Annotated in this window: 21 protein-coding genes and 3 tRNA genes; 9 read left to right on the top strand and 15 right to left on the bottom strand. The window is 55.6% G+C overall.

The genetic code is table 11. From position 1 onward, the window contains the following. Positions 1–111 precede the first annotated feature (111 nt). Genes K5845_RS03850 through K5845_RS03840 form a run of 3 tightly spaced genes read right to left on the bottom strand, consistent with a single transcriptional unit; the run spans position 112 to position 1,389 of the window. Entirely contained in the window at positions 112–435 is a 324-nt protein-coding gene (locus K5845_RS03850; RefSeq protein ID WP_046476077.1) for an MmcQ/YjbR family DNA-binding protein, read from the bottom strand. A gap of 16 nt (positions 436–451) precedes the next feature. Beyond that, complete coding sequence (locus K5845_RS03845) at positions 452–982, bottom strand: SRPBCC family protein (RefSeq protein ID WP_287958431.1); 531 nt, start codon at positions 980–982, stop codon at positions 452–454. Positions 983–1,041: 59 nt separating this feature from the next. Further along, on the bottom strand, positions 1,042–1,389 hold the full coding sequence (locus K5845_RS03840) for an ArsR/SmtB family transcription factor (protein ID WP_046476084.1): 348 nt from the start codon (positions 1,387–1,389) through the stop codon (positions 1,042–1,044). 239 nt (positions 1,390–1,628) lie between these two features. Between K5845_RS03840 and K5845_RS03835 the strand changes: the two genes are divergently transcribed. Then, positions 1,629–2,924 (top strand): hemolysin family protein, encoded by a 1,296-nt coding sequence (locus tag K5845_RS03835; RefSeq protein ID WP_287958430.1) that lies wholly within the window; start codon positions 1,629–1,631, stop codon positions 2,922–2,924. A gap of 116 nt (positions 2,925–3,040) precedes the next feature. Further along, the gene (locus K5845_RS03830; RefSeq protein WP_287958429.1) at positions 3,041–3,610 is read left to right on the top strand and encodes an NADPH-dependent FMN reductase; all 570 of its coding nucleotides are present in this window, start codon (positions 3,041–3,043) and stop codon (positions 3,608–3,610) included. Positions 3,611–3,659: 49 nt separating this feature from the next. Here the strand turns inward: K5845_RS03830 and K5845_RS03825 are convergent, their stop codons facing one another. From K5845_RS03825 to K5845_RS03805, 5 genes are all read right to left on the bottom strand, one after another. Continuing rightward, entirely contained in the window at positions 3,660–4,925 is a 1,266-nt protein-coding gene (locus K5845_RS03825) for a Glu/Leu/Phe/Val family dehydrogenase (protein WP_046476096.1), read from the bottom strand. A 201-nt stretch (positions 4,926–5,126) separates the two neighbouring features. Beyond that, positions 5,127–5,645 (bottom strand): tetratricopeptide repeat protein, encoded by a 519-nt coding sequence (locus tag K5845_RS03820; protein ID WP_052743614.1) that lies wholly within the window; start codon positions 5,643–5,645, stop codon positions 5,127–5,129. A 211-nt stretch (positions 5,646–5,856) separates the two neighbouring features. Beyond that, positions 5,857–6,066, bottom strand: a complete 210-nt coding sequence (locus tag K5845_RS03815) for a hypothetical protein (RefSeq protein ID WP_046476101.1) — start codon at positions 6,064–6,066, stop codon at positions 5,857–5,859. 235 nt (positions 6,067–6,301) lie between these two features. After that, positions 6,302–8,731, bottom strand: coding sequence for a TonB-dependent receptor family protein (locus K5845_RS03810; RefSeq protein WP_287958428.1), 2,430 nt, complete (start codon positions 8,729–8,731; stop codon positions 6,302–6,304). Between the two features lie 293 nt (positions 8,732–9,024). After that, the gene (locus tag K5845_RS03805) at positions 9,025–10,395 is read right to left on the bottom strand and encodes a histidine kinase (RefSeq protein WP_287958427.1); all 1,371 of its coding nucleotides are present in this window, start codon (positions 10,393–10,395) and stop codon (positions 9,025–9,027) included. 209 nt (positions 10,396–10,604) lie between these two features. On the opposite strand from K5845_RS03805, the gene K5845_RS03800 reads away from it, so the two are divergent. The 3 genes from K5845_RS03800 to K5845_RS03790 all read left to right on the top strand — a co-directional run bounded on the left by K5845_RS03800 (position 10,605) and on the right by K5845_RS03790 (position 13,324). Then, positions 10,605–11,219, top strand: coding sequence for a response regulator transcription factor (locus K5845_RS03800; protein WP_046479819.1), 615 nt, complete (start codon positions 10,605–10,607; stop codon positions 11,217–11,219). 111 nt (positions 11,220–11,330) lie between these two features. After that, positions 11,331–12,701, top strand: coding sequence for an ATP-binding protein (locus tag K5845_RS03795; protein WP_287958426.1), 1,371 nt, complete (start codon positions 11,331–11,333; stop codon positions 12,699–12,701). After that, positions 12,698–13,324, top strand: coding sequence for a response regulator (locus K5845_RS03790; RefSeq protein WP_052743616.1), 627 nt, complete (start codon positions 12,698–12,700; stop codon positions 13,322–13,324). The genes K5845_RS03795 and K5845_RS03790 overlap by 4 nt, the downstream gene beginning before the upstream one ends. A gap of 375 nt (positions 13,325–13,699) precedes the next feature. Here K5845_RS03790 and K5845_RS03785 read toward each other — a convergent pair whose 3' ends face one another. The 3 genes from K5845_RS03785 to K5845_RS03775 all read right to left on the bottom strand — a co-directional run bounded on the left by K5845_RS03785 (position 13,700) and on the right by K5845_RS03775 (position 14,826). Then, positions 13,700–13,945 carry a hypothetical protein gene (locus K5845_RS03785; protein WP_090227479.1) on the bottom strand — a complete coding sequence of 82 codons (246 nt, stop codon included), beginning with the start codon at positions 13,943–13,945 and terminating at the stop codon, positions 13,700–13,702. 102 nt (positions 13,946–14,047) lie between these two features. Further along, the gene (locus K5845_RS03780) at positions 14,048–14,620 is read right to left on the bottom strand and encodes a cysteine hydrolase family protein (protein WP_046476118.1); all 573 of its coding nucleotides are present in this window, start codon (positions 14,618–14,620) and stop codon (positions 14,048–14,050) included. Positions 14,621–14,750: 130 nt separating this feature from the next. Continuing rightward, positions 14,751–14,826 (bottom strand) — tRNA-Thr (locus K5845_RS03775). 390 nt (positions 14,827–15,216) lie between these two features. Here K5845_RS03775 and K5845_RS03770 point away from each other — a divergent pair. After that, a complete protein-coding gene (locus K5845_RS03770) occupies positions 15,217–15,582 on the top strand; it encodes a hypothetical protein (RefSeq protein ID WP_052743617.1) in 366 nt (121 codons plus the stop codon). Between the two features lie 146 nt (positions 15,583–15,728). On the opposite strand, the gene rlmB is transcribed toward K5845_RS03770, so the two are convergent. After that, on the bottom strand, positions 15,729–16,523 hold the full coding sequence (gene rlmB, locus K5845_RS03765) for a 23S rRNA (guanosine(2251)-2'-O)-methyltransferase RlmB (RefSeq protein WP_076605269.1): 795 nt from the start codon (positions 16,521–16,523) through the stop codon (positions 15,729–15,731). Between the two features lie 286 nt (positions 16,524–16,809). On the opposite strand from rlmB, the gene K5845_RS03760 reads away from it, so the two are divergent. Beyond that, positions 16,810–16,894 (top strand) — tRNA-Tyr (locus K5845_RS03760). A gap of 158 nt (positions 16,895–17,052) precedes the next feature. Here K5845_RS03760 and K5845_RS03755 read toward each other — a convergent pair. Continuing rightward, a complete protein-coding gene (locus K5845_RS03755; protein WP_046476122.1) occupies positions 17,053–18,174 on the bottom strand; it encodes a baeRF11 domain-containing protein in 1,122 nt (373 codons plus the stop codon). A 404-nt stretch (positions 18,175–18,578) separates the two neighbouring features. Between K5845_RS03755 and K5845_RS03750 the strand changes: the two genes are divergently transcribed. After that, positions 18,579–18,652 (top strand) — tRNA-Gly (locus K5845_RS03750). Positions 18,653–18,723: 71 nt separating this feature from the next. On the opposite strand, the gene K5845_RS03745 is transcribed toward K5845_RS03750, so the two are convergent. Both K5845_RS03745 and K5845_RS03740 read right to left on the bottom strand, forming a co-directional pair. Then, on the bottom strand, positions 18,724–19,092 hold the full coding sequence (locus tag K5845_RS03745; protein WP_052743618.1) for a response regulator: 369 nt from the start codon (positions 19,090–19,092) through the stop codon (positions 18,724–18,726). Between the two features lie 275 nt (positions 19,093–19,367). Continuing rightward, a complete protein-coding gene (locus K5845_RS03740) occupies positions 19,368–19,553 on the bottom strand; it encodes a hypothetical protein (protein WP_139165295.1) in 186 nt (61 codons plus the stop codon). A gap of 266 nt (positions 19,554–19,819) precedes the next feature. Between K5845_RS03740 and K5845_RS03735 the strand changes: the two genes are divergently transcribed. Then, positions 19,820–19,941 (top strand): GTP-binding protein (locus K5845_RS03735; RefSeq protein ID WP_287958706.1); only part of this gene is annotated, 122 nt, incomplete at its 3' end.

The following is a 19,941-nucleotide window of genomic DNA, read 5'->3' as shown; positions in this document are numbered from 1 at the left end:
AGCTCTGCCACGGTATGATGGCATCGTGGCAAGGTTGCACCGTTTTTGAACCAAAGACCGTAATGGCGTCCTTTGAGCAGCGGAGGCCTCCGCTGGGGCTGGGGCAGGCCATTATCGACGCGGTTTTTTGGTCACGGCGTGCCGCCAGGCTTTTTGCAACGCTTCGCTTAGTTCTGCCTCGGAAAGTCTCGCCAGGTTTGCTGTGGTCCAGCCTTGTTGTCCCCACGCGTTGGGGACTGGGCTAAACGCTTCGTGATGAACCAAGCAGGTGAGCTCCTGTTCGTCGGGTGTAAATTTGAGATTTATCGTGAGCCCATCGGCGGCAAGCGTTGCGTAGTTTCGGAAAACCTTGAATGCCGTGCGGTCAAAATGGGGGGACGCGGTGGTTCCTTCCAGCGCTAGTGCGATCCGGTGCACATCTTCCGCTTTCGCCATGATCCATGCTCCGGTGTCAGGTCTCAGAGAGCTTTTTCAGGTTCTGTAGACCTCTTTCATAGTCGTTGCCAATCATCTCGTTTATGTCGATGAACACGCTAACGACCTTTGAGGCCAGAACCATTGGTCCGCGCATGCTCCAGGTTACGAGGGTCGCGTCGCCTTCAGGCTTCAATGTGAATTCAACTTCGTTCCGTGTTTCGAAAGGTCTGACAAAGCTCAGGCTCATCACGACTTTGTCTGGCGGAGACGATTCAGTGATTTCTAAACGGCCTTTTCCAGCTTCTTCGCCTTCCCAATCATAAGTGGCCCCTTCGCCACTTTCGGGGCTGCTGAACGTCCGCTGCATGTCTTTGATTTCGAACGGTGACCACGTGGTGAAGCGCTGTAGATTATTGATCATGGGAAAGATCTTTTCCGGCGTAGCCTGAATGCGTGCCGAACGCTCCACGTAAAATGTGTTTGGCTTGCTCATGGCGATGAGAAGGATCGTCGCGATCGGCACGAGGATGACAGCTGCGAGGGCGATCGCGATTTTTTTCAACATCTTTGTTTCCAGTGAAGTGGCTGCAACATATGAAGCTAACGATGCGTTTTCCTGTGGGCCTATGCTTCGTCACGCGGTTTTTCTGCTGCTTGCAACTCTTTTAAATAGGTGTCGAGGCAATCGAGGCTTTGTTCCCAAAAACCTCGATAGAGATTCAGCCATTCATCGATTTCTTTGAGTGCGTTTGGTTCAATCCGGCAGGGACGAGATTGGGCTTTGCGGCTTCGAGCGATCAATCCGGCACGCTCCAGAACCTTTAGGTGCTTCGAGACGGCTGGTAGGCTCATGTCGAAAGGTTCAGCGAGTTCGCTTACTGAGGTTTCGCCCATTGCAAGGCGCGCGAGGATGGCGCGGCGGGTGGGGTCTGATAGCGCGGCAAAAGTTGCGCTAAGTTCGTCGGTATCCATTCTCATTTTAACTCTTTGGTTAAGTAACCTATTGGTTCGGTAACGCGGTTTAGGAATGGTGTCAAATGCGTCTGCTAACGCGCGTTCGCAGTGGTCCGCCTCTTTAGCGGAGAGGGATTGCGCGGGCAGATATGCGATGTCGTGCTATGTGCTGTTGGAAAGCCGGTATTTCCATATGCAAGTCCGGTTTTGCCTAAGCTTGGAAGGGAAATTCCAGCGGCTAATTCAGGAATTTGCTTGTGACTGAAATCATCGTTGTCGTCGGGCTTATTCTGATTAATGGCTTGTTTGCGTTATCTGAGTTGGCGGTCGTGTCGGCCCGCCGGGCGCGCCTCGCGTCTTTGGCGGAACAGGGACGCAGCGGGGCTAAAAGCGCGTTAGCTCTCGCTTCAGAGCCTGGACGATTTCTTTCGACCGTTCAGATCGGGATTACGCTCATCGGCATTTTGAATGGTGTTTTCTCTGGCGCGACGCTTGGGAGCAGTCTCGCGCGCGATCTGTTGGAGATGGGCTTCTCACACAGGCTTGCCGAATTGATCGGCTTTGGGGCTGTGGTTGTCATCGTCACCTATCTTTCAATCGTCATCGGTGAGCTCGTTCCCAAGAACCTTGCCTTGCGCAATCCCGAAGGTATCGCTTGCATTGTGGCGCCTAGCATGATTGCGCTGTCTCGTTTTGCGGCGCCGGTGGTGTGGGTATTGGACGCCTCTACGCAGGTTGTGTTTCGCTTGTTTGGCGCACACACGGATACTGCAAGGCAGGTGACTGAAGACGAGATCAAGCTATTGATCGCGGAAGCAGAAAGTGCAGGCGTTCTTGAAACCGGCGAACGGCAGATGATCTCCGGCGTGCTTCGTTTGGCCGACCGAAATGTCGTCGGGATCATGACGCCTCGGACCGATGTGGACTGGATCGATATCACGGACGATGTCGAGGAGGTCAAAGCCGACGTTTTAGCAACGAAACATTCCAGGCTTCCGGTGGGTGAAGGATCTATCGACGCGACCATTGGTGTTGTGCAGACGCGAGAGCTTCTGGCGGCGATGCTCGAACAAGAACCGTTGAATTTGAAAGCCCTGCTCCGTAGAGCGCCTGTCATTCCCGAGACGACCAGCGCACTTGATGCACTTGCCACGTTGCGAGACGGCGAAGTGCCGATGGTCCTTATTCACGACGAGTATGGAAACTTCGAAGGGCTTGCGACTCCTGCTGACATACTCGAGGCGATAGCGGGCGTTTTCCGTAGCGAGGAGGAAGGCGAACCCGCAGCTGTCGCGCGGGAAGATGGTTCATGGCTTTTATCGGGAGCGATGCCTGCCGACGAAATGGCCGAGATCCTCGACATCCGGCTTCCTGAAAAGCGAGATTATCAGACCGTTGCCGGTTTTGTTCTTGCCAGCATGCGACACCTGCCAACGGTCGGGGAAAGCGCAGATATTTTGGGCTGGCGATTTGAGATCGTCGACATGGATGGTCGCCGTATTGATAAGGTGCTTGTCGATCGGCCGCGCCTCGGACGCAGGGCGGTGACCTAAAACCTCCGCTCTTATCGGTGGAACGCTGACGATGTGGTTGCGTTGGTTTTGCGGCAGCGGATTTTAAACAACGCTGCGTTTGAGCATAGGCCAGTTCACACCCAGAGGCAGCGGTCATGGTTAGGATCGGCATCATTATCAGTAGTACGCGTCCGGGCCGTTTTGCTGACCATCCGGCAAAATGGATCGAAGAAATGGCCTCTGGTCGCGGTGATATGGACGTCGAAATTTTGGATCTGCGCGACTATCCAATGCCGTTCTTTGATGAAGCGAGTTCGCCCGCATATGAACCATCGAAAAATGAAGTCGCGCTGCGATGGCAAAGGAGGCTTGCTGAGTGCGATGGCTTTGTTGTTGTCACGGCAGAATATAATCACGGGCCTACTGGCGCGGTGAAGAACGCATTTGATTATGCGTTCAATGAATGGGCAAAGAAGCCTGTCGGATTTGTTGCGTATGGGGGCGTGGGTGGTGCGCGCGCCGTCGAACAGTTGCGCTTAGTCTCGATCGAGCTGCAGATGGTGCCGATCCGAAACGCTGTCCATATTCAGTGGACGGTTTATTCGGCCGTTACGAAAGAGGGCAAGTCTCTGGGGAGCTTTGAGTTCCTGCAGAGCGGGGCCAAGGAGATGCTTGATCAGCTCTTATGGTGGGCGCAATTGTTGAAGCGTGCTCGCGGAGGGTGAGCGTGAATGCTTGACAAAAAAAGCGGGCTGGGCCCGCTTTTCATCATCGTCAGCTTGCAAAATAGGTTTGAGTGCCGTGGGCCTCGATAGCTTCGGCCAAACGTTTTAGAGCCTGGATGTAGGCCGCAGCGCGTACCGTTGATTTATTCTGCTGCGCCACATTCCAGATTTCCCGGCCTTCGCGTTCCATAATGGCCCGGAGGCGTTCGTGAATCTCAACCAGCGACCAGTAGAAGCCCTGGCGGTTCTGGACCCACTCAAAATACGAGACGGTGACACCGCCTGCGTTCGCGAGAATGTCCGGCAGGACGATAACGTTCTTGGCGGCGAGGAGTTTGTCTGCCTCGGATGTTATTGGGCCGTTTGCGAGTTCAAGGATGACGCGGGCGTTGACGCTTGATGCGTTCTTTTCATGGATCATGTCTTCGAGTGCGGCGGGCACGAGCAAATCGCAAGGTGCTCCGATGACTTCGTCGTCTTCGCAGCGGACATGACCAAAGTCCCCGGCGGTATCGGTTACGGATTTTCCGGCTGCCTTCGCTTCTCGAAGGACGTCCAGATTGAGCCCGTCGGATGCCTTGATTGCTCCGCCAGAGTCGGAAACGGCTACAATCTTGTGGCCGTCGGCAGCTAGGAGAGAGGCGATATGCTGGCCAGCATTTCCGAAACCTTGCACGGCGACTCTCATGGTGCCGTTCAGTCCCAGTTCTGGGGCGAGGTGACGAATAAGATAGTATCCGCCGCGCGCAGTCGCGTCGTCGCGGCCGAGAGAGCCTCCTAGGGTCACTGGCTTTCCGGTAATAACGTCGGGAACGGCTTCGCCCACAATGTGTGCGTATTCATCTGCCATCCACCCCATGATCATGGAGTTGGTATAGACGTCTGGGGCCGGGATATCCCTATTTGGCCCGATGATGCGGCCGAATGCCCGGATGTAGGCGCGCGAAAGACGCTCGAGTTCCGCCTTCGAAAGTTTGCGCGGATCAACTTGGACGGCGCCTTTGCCTCCGCCATAAGGCAGGTTCATTACCGCGCATTTGAATGTCATCCAGAACGCGAGAGTTTCTGCTTCGTCTGCGTTTGCATCAGGATGGAAACGGATCCCACCTTTTGTCGGGCCGCGAGTGTCGTCATAGCGACAGCGCCACGCCAGAAACGATTTCCGCGATCCGTCATCCATACGGATCATCAAGCGCGCCTTTGTTGTTTCGCGCGGGTATTTCAGAAGTTCGATGACGTCCGGGTCGATTTTGAGGTGGCTGGCGGCTTCGTCCAAGCGTACGAGCGCGCGGTCGAGAAGATTATCGACGGACATCTTGTTTCCTTAATGCGTGTTGAGGAAGGTCGTTAGATCGGTGGCAATGCCACATTGATGAACAAATGCCCAATCTTTTGGCATGCCGATCAGCGTCATTCAACAAAATGCTAGAGGCTCTGCGGCGAATCGCCAGCCGAGATCACGCTCGTCTAAGCTTTGATTCTCGGCGGAAATGTTCGTGCTTATCCGAGAAGACCACTAGTTTATTAGGCGAAGCCTATCAAGGTGCTCCTTGGCATCGGCGTGTGAGGGATCCAGAGCGAGCACCTGCGCGAAATCCGCCTTGGCTTCATGCAGCTTTTGCAGGCGCTCGTACGCTAAACCTCGATTGTAATATGCGAGGGAGAACATGGGATCAATTGCCAGAGCGCATGTGAAGTCGTTAATCGCGAGATCATGATGTCCTGTATCGAGGTAAAGGTTGCCACGGTTGTAGTAGGCAAGTGGATTGTTTGGATCGACCTCGATGGCAGACGAAAAGTCTTTCAGCGCCTCGCCATTCTTGCCTAGCATGCTGTAAGCAATGGCCCGATTGACGTAAGCGATCGAGAGATTGTGTTTGTCGGGTTTGCCTTCGTTTATGTATTGCGTGCAGCCGCGGATCTGCGTTGCGGGGTTCGGACTATCATTACACTCGGCGAGCGGGTCGGCGGCAGCGGCATTAAACGCTGTCAAAGCGGCGGTGAGGATCGTGGCGAGTATTGCGGCAATGGCCATGCTCGACCTCGTGAGTTGTGCGCGAAGCGCGTTCGCCGCAAGCCTTCAGTATAGCAACTGATCAAGCAAACTTTGCGCCAGAGCAAGCTGCTGCCCGGTCGGCTTACATTTCTTAATATGAGGGGGCTTATTGCGGCGCTGCAAGGGGGCGGTCGCGAAAGATCGTGCAAAGCTTCATATGCTGCAATGCTGAGCATGCATTATTTTGCCGTCAGCGATTGGGCGAGTCATCGGGTTCGGTGCTGCTCTTGAATACGGCGATGATATTCGGCCAGAAGACGGCGAGCAGGACACAGCCGATGACAAGCAGTAGCGATATCGCCATCTGAACGACGCCAAAGTTGGCTGAATCCTGTGCGACGAACCAGCCGGCAATGACTCCGGAAATCCCCATCACGATACGAATTAGCCAATTGAGCATTCGATTTCTCTTGAGCTGAGCGAGGCACGTAAAGGCTTTGCGCAAACTTGTGCTTGCTTAGTCATTATAGCGAGAAAATTGTGTCTTGTGGCGCTCCTGTACGGACAACGTAACTGTCTTGCTCAGCATGGTGAAGGCTCGCTTTCGCAAAGGTTCTAGCGGGCAATAAAAAGGGCCGCCTCCGAGACGGGGAGAGGCGGCCCAGATTGATCTACGTGCTGAAGACGTTACTCAATCAGAACTTCTGCTTAAAGCCAGCCCACAGGGTTCGGCCTATGCCGGGTTTCATGCCATCTGCTCTGTCGGCGATGTAGAACTCGTTCGTCAGATTCTGTCCGGAGACGAAAAGCGTCGTGTTCGTACCGGGCACAGTGTAGTTCGCACGTGCCGAGAGCAGCCAAACGTCGGGGACAAGACCCTGTCCACCTTCATCGTCACCACCGTAGGGGGTGTTGATTGTGTCGGTGTAGAAGTCACCCCGATACGTCCACGATACGCTGGCGTCCCAAAGGCCGCGTTGCTCCACACCGAGTGTGAGATTTGCAAAGTGACGTGGGACTTCCGGCAGGTATTTGCCGACTTCGGCGGGGACGTTGCTCTCAGTGATGACCGAGTCGGCGAAGGTGTATGTGGCCTCGCCAAAGAAGTTCAAACGTCCACCAATATATGGCTGGCTATCGAGTCGTGAGTAGATCTCGAAGCCGTTGATTTCAGCTTGGTCGACTGTGCCGAAGATGTTGGCGCCAGATGGTGCCGTGAAGGCCTCTTTGATCTGGTAATCGTCAATGCGGCTGAAGAAGTAGGCGAGATCCAGCGTAAGCCCTTTGAACGCTGTTGTGCGAACGCCAACCTGGAAGTTGTCGCCGACTTCTTCCGGCAGCGGGAAAAATTCACCGCGTGCTACGGAAGGCGTGAAGCCGCGATGGTAGCTGCCGTAGACGTTGGTATTGTAAATGCCGCGCCACGACAGAGCGACGCCGGGTAGAACGTGATTGAAGGATGATTCTTCTTTGCCGACGAGTTCACCGGCTTCCGTGTCCGCTGGATAAGGCACATCTCCTACATGGATAGGATTAGGGCCGGCGTAAACACCGTTCCGCTTGACGTCATAAGATACAAAGCGGACGCCGGGCGTGACGGAGAACGTCTTGGTCAAGTGCATTGATGACTGGAGGAATGCAGTGAAGGCACCTGTCTCAAATTTCTCCAGGGCGCCGTCATCGACGTAGCCATTCACACCGTCTTCGGCAAAACAATTGCCGGTGTTTCCGCTGTCCAAAACTTCATTGAGCTTTCCGAAGCTTGTGCAGTTCCGGAAGGAATGATGTTCGTAGCTGATACCGGCTTGGACATCTTGCGTCCGGTCGCCAAATAGCGGCAGGTTGGCGAATTCCACGCGGCTGTCGGCACCGTAGATCGTGTACTTTCGGTTGCGACCGCGCATGTGGAAGTTTGGTGCAGGGTCGCGCACTGAAAAGCGGTTCCGCTCGTGGTCGCTGCCGTAGATGCGCGTCGACACGGTGGTGTTGGAGTCGACGTACCAATTGTGTGCGACTTGCAGGCGGAAATAGTCGGCATTGTAGGTGTTCAAGTCGGTCAGACCATCCGCGATCAGCGGATTTCCTGATTTCCAGCGGCCGTTATTGAAGAACTGTTGTTCGGCCGAGATGCCCAGGCTGTCGTCGCCTTCGAAATTGTCTTCGTCGTAGTTATCGCGCTGGCGGAAATAGACGCCTGAAACTGTGAGATCCTGGTTGATACCTTTCCAACCGAGGGCGCCGTAAAAGTCGTTGTAGCGGAGGACTTCGTTGTCCCAAGCGCCGCCGGCTTCAGAGCCGGAATACGAAAAGACTGCGCCGACATTCCCGGCATGTTGACGTGTGTGGACGTGCCGCGTGTTGTTCCAATCCCGTTTCACGCCATCCGTGGTACCGATCGACGCCGATATAACAGTCTCTTCTGGGCCGAACGGGCTGAGGTTCTGGAAGTTGATAATGCCGTGGTTCGTTAAAGGCGCGAACGGAATATTGTACCCGCGTACGACCTCAACGGCTTCGACGCGGTCTGTTGGGGGTGTGTAGTGGGTTGAGGGATCGAGGTACGAGCTGAAATTGATCGACTGCCCGTCTTCAAGGATAAGAACTTTACGAGAGCGGCGTACCGGAGAGCCGCGTACACCAATATTGGAATGCCGTGACATGCCATCATCGTTCACGACCATGACGCCGGGTACCCGCGCCAGAATTTCGTGATTGTCCTTCGGACGCTGTTCGTCGATTTGAGCAGACGTCACACGGCTGGCGGCGCCAATGTAGTCAAGCAAATCAGCGGGCAAGATGCCTGAGGCCGGATCAATCGGGTTTAAAGTTGGCGCGTTGCTGATCTGGCGTCCCGTTGCAGGATCAATGTGACCAACAGGAGCATCGACAACTTCGGGCTGATACGGAACAGGTTCGGGTGAAACGGTTTGTTGCGGCGCCTGCTTTTTCGCGGCGGCCTTCGGTTGCGCTTTGGGTGCAGCTTTCGGCTGGACCTGAATAACATCTACTGGCGGAATATCGGCCGCCGTCGGTGCTCCGGCGGCCGGTTCGCCTTGTTGTGCGAGCGCCGGAGTGGACATCAGGACCAATGAAAGTCCGATTATCCCAACATTACTATTCTTCATACTCCTCCCCCAAAAGCTTATTTGCTTTCGCATCACCTGGGCGATTGTCTCGCGCTGCTTCGGCGGCGTTTCCAGGCGCGTCAGGCAATTGACGGTGCCAAACAGTGATCAGTCGGAGCCGATTATGCGGGGGAGTTAAATTCCAACGATTGCAACGCGTGTTGGCAAAAGTTCCCAAACGCCCGAGTGACGGGCGATTTAAGCTGTGCTTCATTTGCAACACAGCAGTGGTAACACGTTTTTTGGGAGAATCTGACGCGGATTAGCTTTGTAAGCTGATGCGTATTGCCTGTTTATCCCAGGGAATTCGGGAGCGGAAGAATCGCTAAAAGTTCAGTGCCCCCGATGGAGGATTTTCCAATTATAATTTTCCCGCCCAATGCGGTGATCCGTTCTTGCATTCCTCGAAGCCCGTAGCCGAAATCGATTTCGTTGCTCATGCCTTTGCCATCGTCGATAACCGTGGCACGGATTACCTTTTCCGATTTCAATTGAGCAGGTCCGTTGTTTCCAAACGGTTCTGTCATGATTTCCACGGCGATATTGCTAGCATGCGCATGACGATAGGCATTTGTCAGACACTCTTGCACGATGCGGTAGATGGTCAGCTCCGTCGTTTCGTCGAGCGAGATATCGGTAGGCAATCCGACAGATAGCGTAAGATTGATTGTGGAGTGTTCTTCGCGCCAGCGGTCAGCCAAATCCTGGAGGGCTTCAGTCAAGCCGAGTTCGCGTAGTGCAGCCGGGGCTAGTTGATGCAACACGCGGCGATTTACAAGCTGGAGCGTATTTATTTCTTCCAATAATTTTTCGGCCATCTGTGCGGTGGACGATATGTCGGGTTCTGCTTTGGCCAGTTCGGATTTCATCGCCGTACCGCGCACGCGCGCTGCGTAGAGATGGGGGCCGAGTTCATCGTGTAATTCGCGTGCAATCGCGCGCCGTTCGTCATCCTGCAACTGGATTAGTCTTATGGAGAGGTTTGCGTTTTCGCGTTGCGCCTTCCGGAGGGCGGAAGCCAAGCTCTCGACACTGCGCGATATGGCGGTGATTTCCGGGGTCCCAGAGACGGTTAGGTCAATGTCATAGTGGCCGGCCTCCATCAAGGCGATAGCGTCGCACAGTTCGTGAACGGGACGGAGCGCCCGCCAGATCACCCAACTGGTCAGGCCAAAAGCTGCGAGAGCCAGCAGCAGGCCGGTTACGATAATGTCCTCGATTGCCACGCTGAGTTCGCGCAGTTTGTTAAATGGGCTGGTGGCAATTGCGATGCTGCCAAAATCTTCCATCCCACGTTTAAATGGGATCGCGATCATTTGAGGATCGACGTCGCCGATGGTCAGGCTTTCCAGCCATTGCAGTGTCGTAGGTTGCGGTGTCTGGGGTACGTTTATTGTTGCTTCTCCTGGCGGGAGAAGCGCCACTTCGATGTGGCGTGCGTCCTCTAACCGGGTGGCAAGTTCGCGCATGCGTGTGCTGGGGTCGGGCGATGCCAGAATGCCGGTGCGGGCGGTCTCGATATAGTCCTTGGTGAAGGACAGCATGTTCGTGGTTTCAGTGAGAATTCGGGGGCGCGCCTGGATCAGTTTGGTGACAACCAATCCCGCGAGGCAGAAGATCAGGAGGGCCGCGATGACAGCGTTCAGGCGGATCTGGATCGACATCGTCTATGGTCTCGTGATCGTTAATGGGTTGGTGAGAAAGCACTTGCGCGGCTTGCCGAGTTGACGTTAGGAGGGCATTTGCGTGGCACCAAGGAATTGAACTGACAGCATTCGGGGCAAAAGCACTGGACACGATGGAAGCCGTGTACGGGTATCATGCCTTTCGCCCGCTCTGCATGCTGGGTTGTTTTCATCGAGGTGCAAATACCGTGAAGGTTCTTATTATTGAAGATCACCCGATCGTCATCGCGGGCTTCAGGGCTTCGTTGTCGGTTGAGGGAGATATCGAGATCGTCGATGCCCGGAGTGGCGCGGACGGTCTTGCCGTGTTCTCTCGCGAGAATCCGGATTGTGTCGTTATCGATATCAATTTGCCGGATCGATCTGGATTCGACGTCTCCCGCCAGATCAAGGAAATGGATGCCTCGGCCAAAATCCTTATCTTCACCATGAGTGATGCGCCCATCCTGGCGGCTAAAGCTGTTGAGATGGGCGCCAAGGGCTTCTTTAGTAAGAACGACGACCCCTCACTGATGGCGAAGGCTATCCGGACCATTGTGCGCGGTGAGATTTGGCTGCCCGATGATGTTGCCCAGAAGTTGGCTCTGGTTAGTGTGGGCAAAGGGGAAATGCTGGATATATCGGAACGCGAGCTGGATGTGTTGCGATTGCTGGCCAAGGGTCGCAGCATGTCTGAGATCGCAGAGGCGACGGCGGTCTCCTATAAAACCGTTACGAACGATTGCGCGGCTTTACGCGAAAAGCTCAATGCGCGGACGTCGATGGAGCTTGTGCGCATCGCCGTCGAGCAGAAGATCATTTGATCACTCACTGCGGATCGTTTGCCTAGGTGACGTCAACGTTGGCTGGGGATTTCAGTTGCGCTGCTCTTAAGCCCCAACGGAACGTGACTCCGTGAGTAGGAGTATGGCCGTATGTCGCTGAAACTGGAACTTATTATTTCGATTGCGCTTGCGGTCGTCGTGACCTTCCTGCTCGCCAGTGTCATGCTCTATCTGCATGCTGTCGATAAGATCGAAACGGAGACGCGTGCGGCTCTGGCAGTCGGCGCGCGGATTGCCACAAACGCTGTCGACGATGTCGAGGAAATCACTAATCCGCAAAGACGGCTCGCGTTGCTTGTTGCGGATTTCGATGGCGATCGTCACGTTCGGGCCAGCGTGTGGGACAGTCTGGGTAAGCTGCTCATGGCCTCTGAGGTGGCGGTTTCAGATGATCCGCCTCCGGAATGGTTTTTTAATTTGCTGGCTGGAAAACCACGGGCGGTGACTGTGAGTTTGCCGTCGGCATTCGACGGTCATGGGACGTTGGTTCTGGAAACGGATCCGCGCAACGAAGTCGGTGAAGTTTGGGAAGATACCGCCAACACGCTTTGGATCATTTTTGTCTTATGTGGGAGCATCGTCACTCTTATTTCACTCATCGTAGGGCGAGCGTTGCGGCCGTTGGGCCGAATGGCCGACGCACTTAAGCGCATTGGGAGCCAGTCCAAGGTTGAACGATTGGACGAGCGGGGGCCCGTTGAATTCGTGCAGGTTTACCGCGGCTTCAATCAGATGGTCGAACGACTGTCAGAGGCTGAAGCGGTCAATCGCCGGCTACAGGATCAGCTCTTGAGCGTGCAGGAGGAAGAACGCGCGGATGTTGCGAGAGATCTGCACGACGAGATAGGACCGTTCCTATTCGCGGTTGATGTGGATGCAGCATCCATCGGTACTCTTCTCGATGAGCAGCGTTATGAGGATATTCCCGTGCGCGTTCAAAGTATGCGCGAGGCGGTTGGCCATATGCAGGGGCATGTGAAGAGTATGCTTGCGCGCTTGAGACCAGCTTTTCTATTGGATCTGGGGTTGGCGCATGCCTTGGATCACTTGCTCAACTTCTGGCGCGGGCGTCACCCCGATATCGTTCTTGAGCTTGAAATCGAGGATACGAGTTTCGGCGAGCAACTCGATGGGACAATATACCGGGTCGTGCAGGAGTCTTTGAGTAATGCGATCCGTCACGGAAAGCCGAGCCGCGTGGAAATCAGCGTCGTGGACGAGGGGGATGGTGTACGCGTCCTGGTGTCCGATGATGGCCGTGGATTGCCAGATTACTCGACAGGATCAAATGGGTTTGGAATCCTGGGTATGAAGGAGCGGGTCTCGCATCACAACGGCAAGCTAGAAGTCAGTAATCGGACAGATGGTTCGGGCGTCATCGTGTCGGCCTGGTTCCCGATTGAGGATGAGACGAGCGCAATGTCGCTATCGCCCGAAGCCCTGGAGAGCAGCGCATCATGAAGCCCTTAAAGGTCCTACTCGTTGATGACCATATTGTCGTGCGGGAAGGTGTTCGCCGACTGATTTCAGGTGCGCGCGAAGCTATTTTGACCGAGGCGAGTTCTGGCGCTGAGGCCCTGGCGCTCGTGGGAAAGGACCCACCGGATCTTATCTTGCTCGATCTCAATATGAAGGGCATTGGCGGACTTGAGCTGCTTCGCAGACTACTCCTGAGAGACCCTAAGGCTCGGGTGATCGTTTTCAGTATGCATGCGGAGCCGATTTATGCAGCGCGCGCTCTACGACTTGGCGCGAAAGGCTATGTTAGTAAGAGCGCTGCAGCTGATGAATTGCTAGCGGCGATCAAGAAGGTCTCGGAAGGCGGCCATTATATCGAGCGAGAGCTGGCGTCGCAGTTGGCCATTGCTCAGTACTCCGGCGATGACCCTCTCCAGCAGCTCACGACCCGGGAAGTTGAGATCCTGCGTCTGCTAGGTGAAGGCAAGAGTATGACGGAGATCGCGGAGGCGCTGGGTGTTTCCTACAAGACGATCGCCAACTCGTGCAGCATGATGAAGAGCAAGCTTGGCTTGGAGCGCACAGCCGATCTCATTCGCACGTCGATTGAATTTTTGAGCAAGTAGGTTTGGTGTCCGCGAACGGGCAGCTCTTCCGCGCGTATATCCATTTTTCACCGGAGCATCGGGAAGTTTGGGAGTAAACGCCCGATGCTTTCGGGAGATCTTCCCATAGAAAAACCGTTTCGTGTTCAGGATACTTGTCGGGCCACGCAAGGCGTTCGTCCCCGGCTCGTGATCTGCTTCCTCGTGTCGCGAGTCGGGGGATGTGTGCGTTCAGTACGTACCAATTTTTGAATTTGCGCCGCGGGTGCGGCTTAGGTTTTCCTCGATGCCGAGGGGGCGAGGCGCGTCTCCACGCTTCAACAGCGTGCGCCTCGTTTTCGGTTTTCTCTCAATGTTCGTTCATCGTCGTCGCGCGCATCGGTAGCGAGGCACGTTTCAGCGTTTGCCGAGAGCGGTGCGGAGTCTGAGCAAGAGCGGATAGCAAAGGATTGCGGCGGCCACGAAGCCGAGACGCAGGAGAGCGACATAGGCGGCATCGGTGAGCCCATGCGCTGTGGGAGCTTCCGCAAAATATTGGTATGCGGCGCGTATCAGGAAAATAACGACCAGAAACGATATCAGAGCGCCGACGGGTAAAGCCAGGCGGTGCGCCTGTTTGTTGGTGGCAGGTATTCGAGGCACGGATCAGCTCTTGCTTTATATCCTGCCAAAAGGATGCGGTATCGAAGCCAACACCTAGAAGATGCGCTTCGATACCGATTGCCCTGAGCTTTCTATTGAAGCTTAAGCTGCGGGGGCCTCGTTGGCGACGGCGTTGAGATATTCTTCGGTCGATATCACCTTGGCGTAGGCGAAAGCGAGGGCGGCCATGAAGGCTGCGTGAGCCTGTGCCGCGGGAACCTGAACACCGTTGAATTCCAGGTCACGGCTTGCGCATGCGTCGTGGATCACGGTGACGTTGTAGCCAAAGTCCGAAGCTGCCCGTGTCGCGGCGTCCACGCACATGTGGCTCATATTGCCGACGATGAGGACGTCCTCAATTCCGTTGCGGTCCAGGAGGTCCTTGAGTTCGGTTTCCCGGAATGCGTTGACGTTGTTTTTGAGAACCAGAGGCTCACCGGCCTGGTTCTGCGCCTTCGGGTGAATTTGCGCACCTTCCGAGCCTGCCTCGAAGAAGGGGGCATTGGGGATGGGGAACTCGTGGCGGATATGAACGAGCAAATCTCCAGTTCGGCGTGTTGCTTCGATGACGCGGGCTGCGTTGTCGGCTGCGCCTTCGATCCCGACGAGCGGCCACTTACCATTCGGGAAGTAGTCGTTTTGAATATCGACAACGACCAGTGCGCGCTTTCCCATCTTCGGTGTTCCTTACTGCAGTTTGCTGACGTTTCGTTGCACTAAGCGGCGATGGCTAATGTTGGTGGAGGGGACCTAGTGAGGCTCCGTGGCGGCATTTGAGCCCGCCGTCACACCCTAGCGGTCTTGCTGGTGCCGGCTGAGGGACTTGAACCCCCGACCCCCTGATTACAAATCAGGTGCTCTACCAACTGAGCTAAGCCGGCTGATTGCCGCTGGGCCCGATAGCACATCAGGTCGCCGGCGCGGCATGTCATGTCGCGGCGACTTATAGCGCTTCGCGCGAGGCAGGACCAGAGGTCTATTTTCAAAGTACAGCTTTAAATATGTGGAGGTTTTGCGCCGATTTGTTGCGCCGGCTGCGGGATTGCTGCCTCTGCAACTCTGCGTGGCCGGAGATCAGAGAGGTTATCCAGGGCTCATGTGCCATTCGGACGAAGAACTAACGAGTTAACTCTGGTCTCGACTTGGGATCGGCAAACCAAGTGTGGCGCGATTAAATCGTATAAACTCGTTTTGCTTAGATGTAACTTTACTGTTTTGCGTCATGTTGCCTGCTGAGCTAGAAGAAATTGTCCGTACCCTGGAGTAAGACGATGCGTATCGGAGTTTTTGCATTGGCCTTGGCTGCGCTCTTTGCGGCAGCGGGTCATATCACGCCGGCCAGTGCTGGCGGCGAGTGGCGTGGCGGTTATGAGCGGCCGATCGTTGATGACCGGTTTGAGCGCCCGCGTTACCGTAGGGATCGGATCTATGTAGACCCCTATTCCTACTATTATCGCCCCCGTAACTACTATCCCTACTACGACGCTGGTTATTGGCGTCCAGCGTATGAAATGCGCGAGCGCCGCCGTTGGTATCGGGTTCCGCCCTATTATAGCTCGTGGGGTTATCCGCGCGATTATCGCCGCGCATACCGCCGTGACCGCGGTTGGGGCTGGGATCGTCGCCGCTGGAGGTGAGCTTAAAACGCGCTGCGTAGCTTCCAGGGTATATCGGCACCGTAAGGCTTCCGATATGAGCCGCCGTGCGGAAAGCGATCTATCAAAATGAGGCGTTCGGGTTTTGGGTCCGGACGCCTTTTCTGTTTGGGGAAATGTGCTTTTGTTTAGCCGCGTCGGCGCATGGCAACCAAATGCAGGGCCACAGCCGCGGCATTAGAAACGTTGAGGCTTGCCAGAGCTCCGGGTGCCTCGATGCGATAAAGGTGATCGCAGGTTTCCGCCGTTAACGCGCGCAGCCCTTTGCCCTCTGCGCCGAGGATTATCGCAAGGGGGCCAGAAAGGCTTGCGTCGTCCAGCACCTCTTGCGCTGCGCCATCGAGGCCGATGACCGTTATCCCGTTTTCTTTCAGCTGGGTTAGCAAGCGTGCAAGATTTTGTGTCAGGTGCACAGGCACCAGCTCCAAAGCGCCGGAGGCAGATTTCGCCAGCGTGCCATTGAGCGGTGGGCTGTGGCGGCGTGTCATGATGAGCCCCGCGCAGCCAAATACTGCGGCTGAGCGAAGGATCGCGCCGACGTTGTGCGGGTCGGTGACCTGATCAAGAATGATAAGGGGTTGTCCGTCAGCGGCGTTCTCTAAAAGCGTTTCGAGCACGGGCTCTGGCAGATAGTCGGTCGTGAGGGCTATGCCCTGATGGACCGTATCGGCACCGAGAAGCTGATCGAGACGGCGGGGCGTCACGATTTCAGGCGTGATCCCGCGGGGCTGGATACTCGTTGCCAAACGGTGGGCTGCATTCTCTGTCGCCAGCAGTTTGATGAGCTGGCGTTGCGGGTTCGCAAGGGCGGCCTCAACAGCATGGATGCCAAACAGCGTGACGTCGTCTGGTGTGACCTTCGGCGCGTGCGCTGGGCGCGCGCCGGGGCGACGCTTGGAGTTGGGTTTTGGAAATTTTGTCACGATGATCAGGGAGCCGAGGTTAGAGAGACGGTTCGGGAGCTACGCAGATACCATGGCCGGAGGCGGGCCGCACCCGCGTTGATGCGGGGCGCTCATTGCGCCGCAGGCATTTGGGAATTGACATGCGGAGTTCATTTTCGCATAAACGAGGGGTTGCCCCGCTGGCCATCCGCGGGGCGATTTCATTTGACAGGCTGATGTTGATTTTTGCCTTCGGCTCAATGATATAAGTGGCGTCAAATGAACATTGACCGGTTCGAAAGGACCGAGTCAGGTTGCGAGATGTGGAGGGGTGCCCGAGTGGCTAAAGGGGACGGACTGTAAATCCGTTGGCTACGCCTACGTTGGTTCGAATCCAACCCCCTCCACCATTTCAGGCTCACGCACCTTTTGGCGGTGTGCTAACGCCGGACCGCCTCGCTTTCGGGCCGTGGCATGGCTTAACCCTCATAGGCCAAACCTTACCTCTATCAAATCAGACTCTCGGATTGCCGCGAACGCTTTGCGGTTGGCAGGGCCTCGTTCTTGTTCAAATGGGATATCGCAGAATCGCAGCCACCTGAGCGTTGCCGGGAATGTCTGTCTGACGGACCCCGAGAAACCGGGCGCCTGTCATTATTGCTCTGCCGGCGATCTCGTCCGCGATATCGTAGTTGGCGGCGTCGGGGCTGGTGGCGAATGTCACGGCGCCATCGGTGTCGTTGACTGTTCCCGGCTCGACGTGATCGATATCCACCATCAAAAATTCAACCGCGCCGTTGGTGGCTGCGCGTGCCACCTCGCCAATGTTGGTCGTTGCGCGGCGGTCGTTGGAGCGGGCCTCAAACAATGTGCGCGCTTCGTCAATCTGCGCCTTGTAGTAACGGTCAAGTATCGGGCGTGCCGCGCTCGCGAGTTCAGCTTCAGAGAGGCGGTCTGGACTTTCCGATATGCCCTCGCTCAATAGAGCCGGGTAGCTGTTCAGATTTCGGAAAATCGGGGCCAGCGGATCTGTGGATGCAAGGATCAGGGGGGTATCTCGTCCCGCCAGAACGCCACGAAGTGCAGCGTCTACTTTCCGCGCGTATTGTCGGAGCAACACGGTTTGACCTTCGGCGTTGGCTATGCGTGTGTTCTGCGTAAGGTTATTTATGGATGCGCGCCCCACTGCATCGGCGGCACTTTTGGGCAGCTCGGGGACGCGTACCGGGGATGGCGGTAAGTCCGCAAATATCTCGATCAAGCGGACTGCATTTTCCGACAAAGTTAAAATGAATGCCGTTTGAGGGAAGGCGATGGCTCGAAGGAGAGGCTTCAGATAGAAGCGATCTGCGACTTGGGTCGTATCTGTTACCGCCGTGGCCAATCTAAATGTGCGGATGCTGTCGGGGGTGGCAAGGACGGCTAAGCTATGGGCCTGCAGTTTCCAAAAATCGTCATCATCTGTTAACGCTGCAAGCTCCGCTTCGAGACGGCGGCGGCGATGCTTATCAAATCCTATGCTTTCCAGCTGCTCCATCGCAGTCTTGACCAGATTGCCATAGGCTATCCGGCTGGCTGAAACCTGCTGCGTGTGTGGTGTGGTGGATACGTAGATAGAGACGCACGTATCCGCACGGGTGGAAATTAGCGCCTTGAGTTCCGGGAGCGTCGGGATATCTACGTAAAGCATCGATAATGGCTCCTGTTATGCCATGAACGGGGCAATTAAAATTGGATTGCAGGCCCCCGATTGGTGGCTTTGCTCGGTAACATGCGTCTGTAATCTGCTCGGACAGCTTGGGTTCCTCGCGCTGCTGTCAAGCGATACACTGTGCGCGCTGCTTGTAGGTTCGCGCGGTCCCTCCTACTTGGTTGGTTAAAAATCTCTAGTTGGAGCTTATCAGTGTGTTGCTTCGGTGCGGTCCTGCACGGTAGGGGCTACCTGAACTAAAATGCGGGTTTTTATCGGTTCATTTTACGAGCGCTTCTGTAGTCTAGCTGATGCTGCGGGTTGTGCGCGGCGGATTAGCCTGTTCCGCAAATGTCCGTTTGCGTTGCCGTCAAAAATCGGTAAAAAGCCCGGATGCCATGGGTGCGGGTGTAGCTCAATGGTAGAGCAGCAGCCTTCCAAGCTGAATACGGGGGTTCGATTCCCCTCACCCGCTCCAATTTCATCTGACACATTCGGTATTGCATTTAACGGAGACGGAGCGGATCGCCGATACTCCGGCCATTTCTATTACTTGGACGAGATCTGTAGGCGCGCGATGACCATCCCGACAAGCGCGTTTGGAGCGGCAGGCTTGCGGATGACACCCCATTTGCCGCAAACGCCTTCGACCTCCGTGTAGCCACTGTATATGACAAACGGGATGCCCATATCGGTAAGTCGCTGGCAGAGTTCATCGGCGGTGCCATCGGCCAAGCGGTAGTCGAGTACGGCGGCGGACACAGCGGCGGAAGCCAGGATTGTGAGAGCTTCGTCAACGCTGGGGACGTTGTGAACCCGTGCGCCGTGCCCTTCGAGCTCATCAGCAATATCCATCGCGATCAATGGCTCGTCTTCCACCAGTAAGATTGAGTAGCCTTCGAGGTTGGAGCGGCTCATAGGTCGAAACTCTCGAGAGGGGTCGCGTAGATGGCGGTGCCGGAATGGCGCAAAGCAATCTCTTCACTGATAAATTCAGGAGGGCATTTGCGGAATTGTGAAAAACGCTAGAACTACGGCTGCGACCAACCCCAGAATGAAGAGCCATCGGCTCCAGCGATGGCGCAAAATAATAGTGCCCTGACGAGCCTTTTCGGCGGAATAGGTTTTGGGCCCGTCAGGTGATTGGGATGTGCGTTTGTCTGTCGAGGTCCCTTGCATAGGTCAAAGCCTTTTTACTTTTTACCGTGCTTTTCACCTTGGATGCATTGCGGCCCCTGAAGGACGCTCAGGCAATGTTCCGCCTGCTCGGGAAGATGGGGATGCTGGGACCCAGGAATTCCCTGGATATTTTCTGGTCTGTCGAGCACGCTGTTGCGATTTTCTCGAGGGAAGTGGGTATTTTTGATTTCAGGTGACATTTCATCCTCCTCTCGCTTTTTGGCTCAAGGAATGTGATTCAAACGCATCTACGGGGGATCTGTTCCGCACGGGGCGGGAATGTCGCGATGAAGCGCATCAGCGAAAGTTGGCCAATATGTTCGACGAACAGGGGCACAGATCAAAGATTGGGCCTTGAACAATAAGGCTCAAGCCCTTAGAGGATCGGGCTCAGGCGTATGGGTGCCGATACGCGGCTTTGCGGCCCGGTGACCCAGAAGGTGTCAAACACTGTCAAGGACGAGCAATGGCCAAGGCGAAATTCGAGCGGACGAAGCCGCACGTAAACATCGGCACGATCGGTCACGTTGACCACGGAAAGACGTCTCTGACGGCAGCGATCACGAAGGTATTGGCTGAGACGGGTGG

The organism is Filomicrobium sp. (assembly GCF_025698805.1).
GTDB classification, from domain to species: Bacteria; Pseudomonadota; Alphaproteobacteria; order Rhizobiales; family Hyphomicrobiaceae; genus Filomicrobium; species Filomicrobium insigne.
This window is presented reverse-complemented; position numbering and strand designations above follow the sequence as displayed.

Coding starts and splice junctions, on each gene's coding strand:
- K5845_RS03850 (WP_046476077.1), bottom strand. CDS start 435: ATGGCGAAAGCGGAAGATGTGCACCGGATCGCACTAGCGCTGGAAGGA.
- K5845_RS03845 (WP_287958431.1), bottom strand. CDS start 982: ATGTTGAAAAAAATCGCGATCGCCCTCGCAGCTGTCATCCTCGTGCCG.
- K5845_RS03840 (WP_046476084.1), bottom strand. CDS start 1,389: ATGGATACCGACGAACTTAGCGCAACTTTTGCCGCGCTATCAGACCCC.
- K5845_RS03830 (WP_287958429.1), top strand. CDS start 3,041: ATGGTTAGGATCGGCATCATTATCAGTAGTACGCGTCCGGGCCGTTTT.
- K5845_RS03825 (WP_046476096.1), bottom strand. CDS start 4,925: ATGTCCGTCGATAATCTTCTCGACCGCGCGCTCGTACGCTTGGACGAA.
- K5845_RS03820 (WP_052743614.1), bottom strand. CDS start 5,645: ATGGCCATTGCCGCAATACTCGCCACGATCCTCACCGCCGCTTTGACA.
- K5845_RS03815 (WP_046476101.1), bottom strand. CDS start 6,066: ATGCTCAATTGGCTAATTCGTATCGTGATGGGGATTTCCGGAGTCATT.
- K5845_RS03810 (WP_287958428.1), bottom strand. CDS start 8,731: ATGAAGAATAGTAATGTTGGGATAATCGGACTTTCATTGGTCCTGATG.
- K5845_RS03805 (WP_287958427.1), bottom strand. CDS start 10,395: ATGTCGATCCAGATCCGCCTGAACGCTGTCATCGCGGCCCTCCTGATC.
- K5845_RS03795 (WP_287958426.1), top strand. CDS start 11,331: ATGTCGCTGAAACTGGAACTTATTATTTCGATTGCGCTTGCGGTCGTC.
- K5845_RS03790 (WP_052743616.1), top strand. CDS start 12,698: ATGAAGCCCTTAAAGGTCCTACTCGTTGATGACCATATTGTCGTGCGG.
- K5845_RS03780 (WP_046476118.1), bottom strand. CDS start 14,620: ATGGGAAAGCGCGCACTGGTCGTTGTCGATATTCAAAACGACTACTTC.
- K5845_RS03770 (WP_052743617.1), top strand. CDS start 15,217: ATGCGTATCGGAGTTTTTGCATTGGCCTTGGCTGCGCTCTTTGCGGCA.
- K5845_RS03755 (WP_046476122.1), bottom strand. CDS start 18,174: ATGCTTTACGTAGATATCCCGACGCTCCCGGAACTCAAGGCGCTAATT.
- K5845_RS03745 (WP_052743618.1), bottom strand. CDS start 19,092: ATGAGCCGCTCCAACCTCGAAGGCTACTCAATCTTACTGGTGGAAGAC.
- K5845_RS03740 (WP_139165295.1), bottom strand. CDS start 19,553: ATGTCACCTGAAATCAAAAATACCCACTTCCCTCGAGAAAATCGCAAC.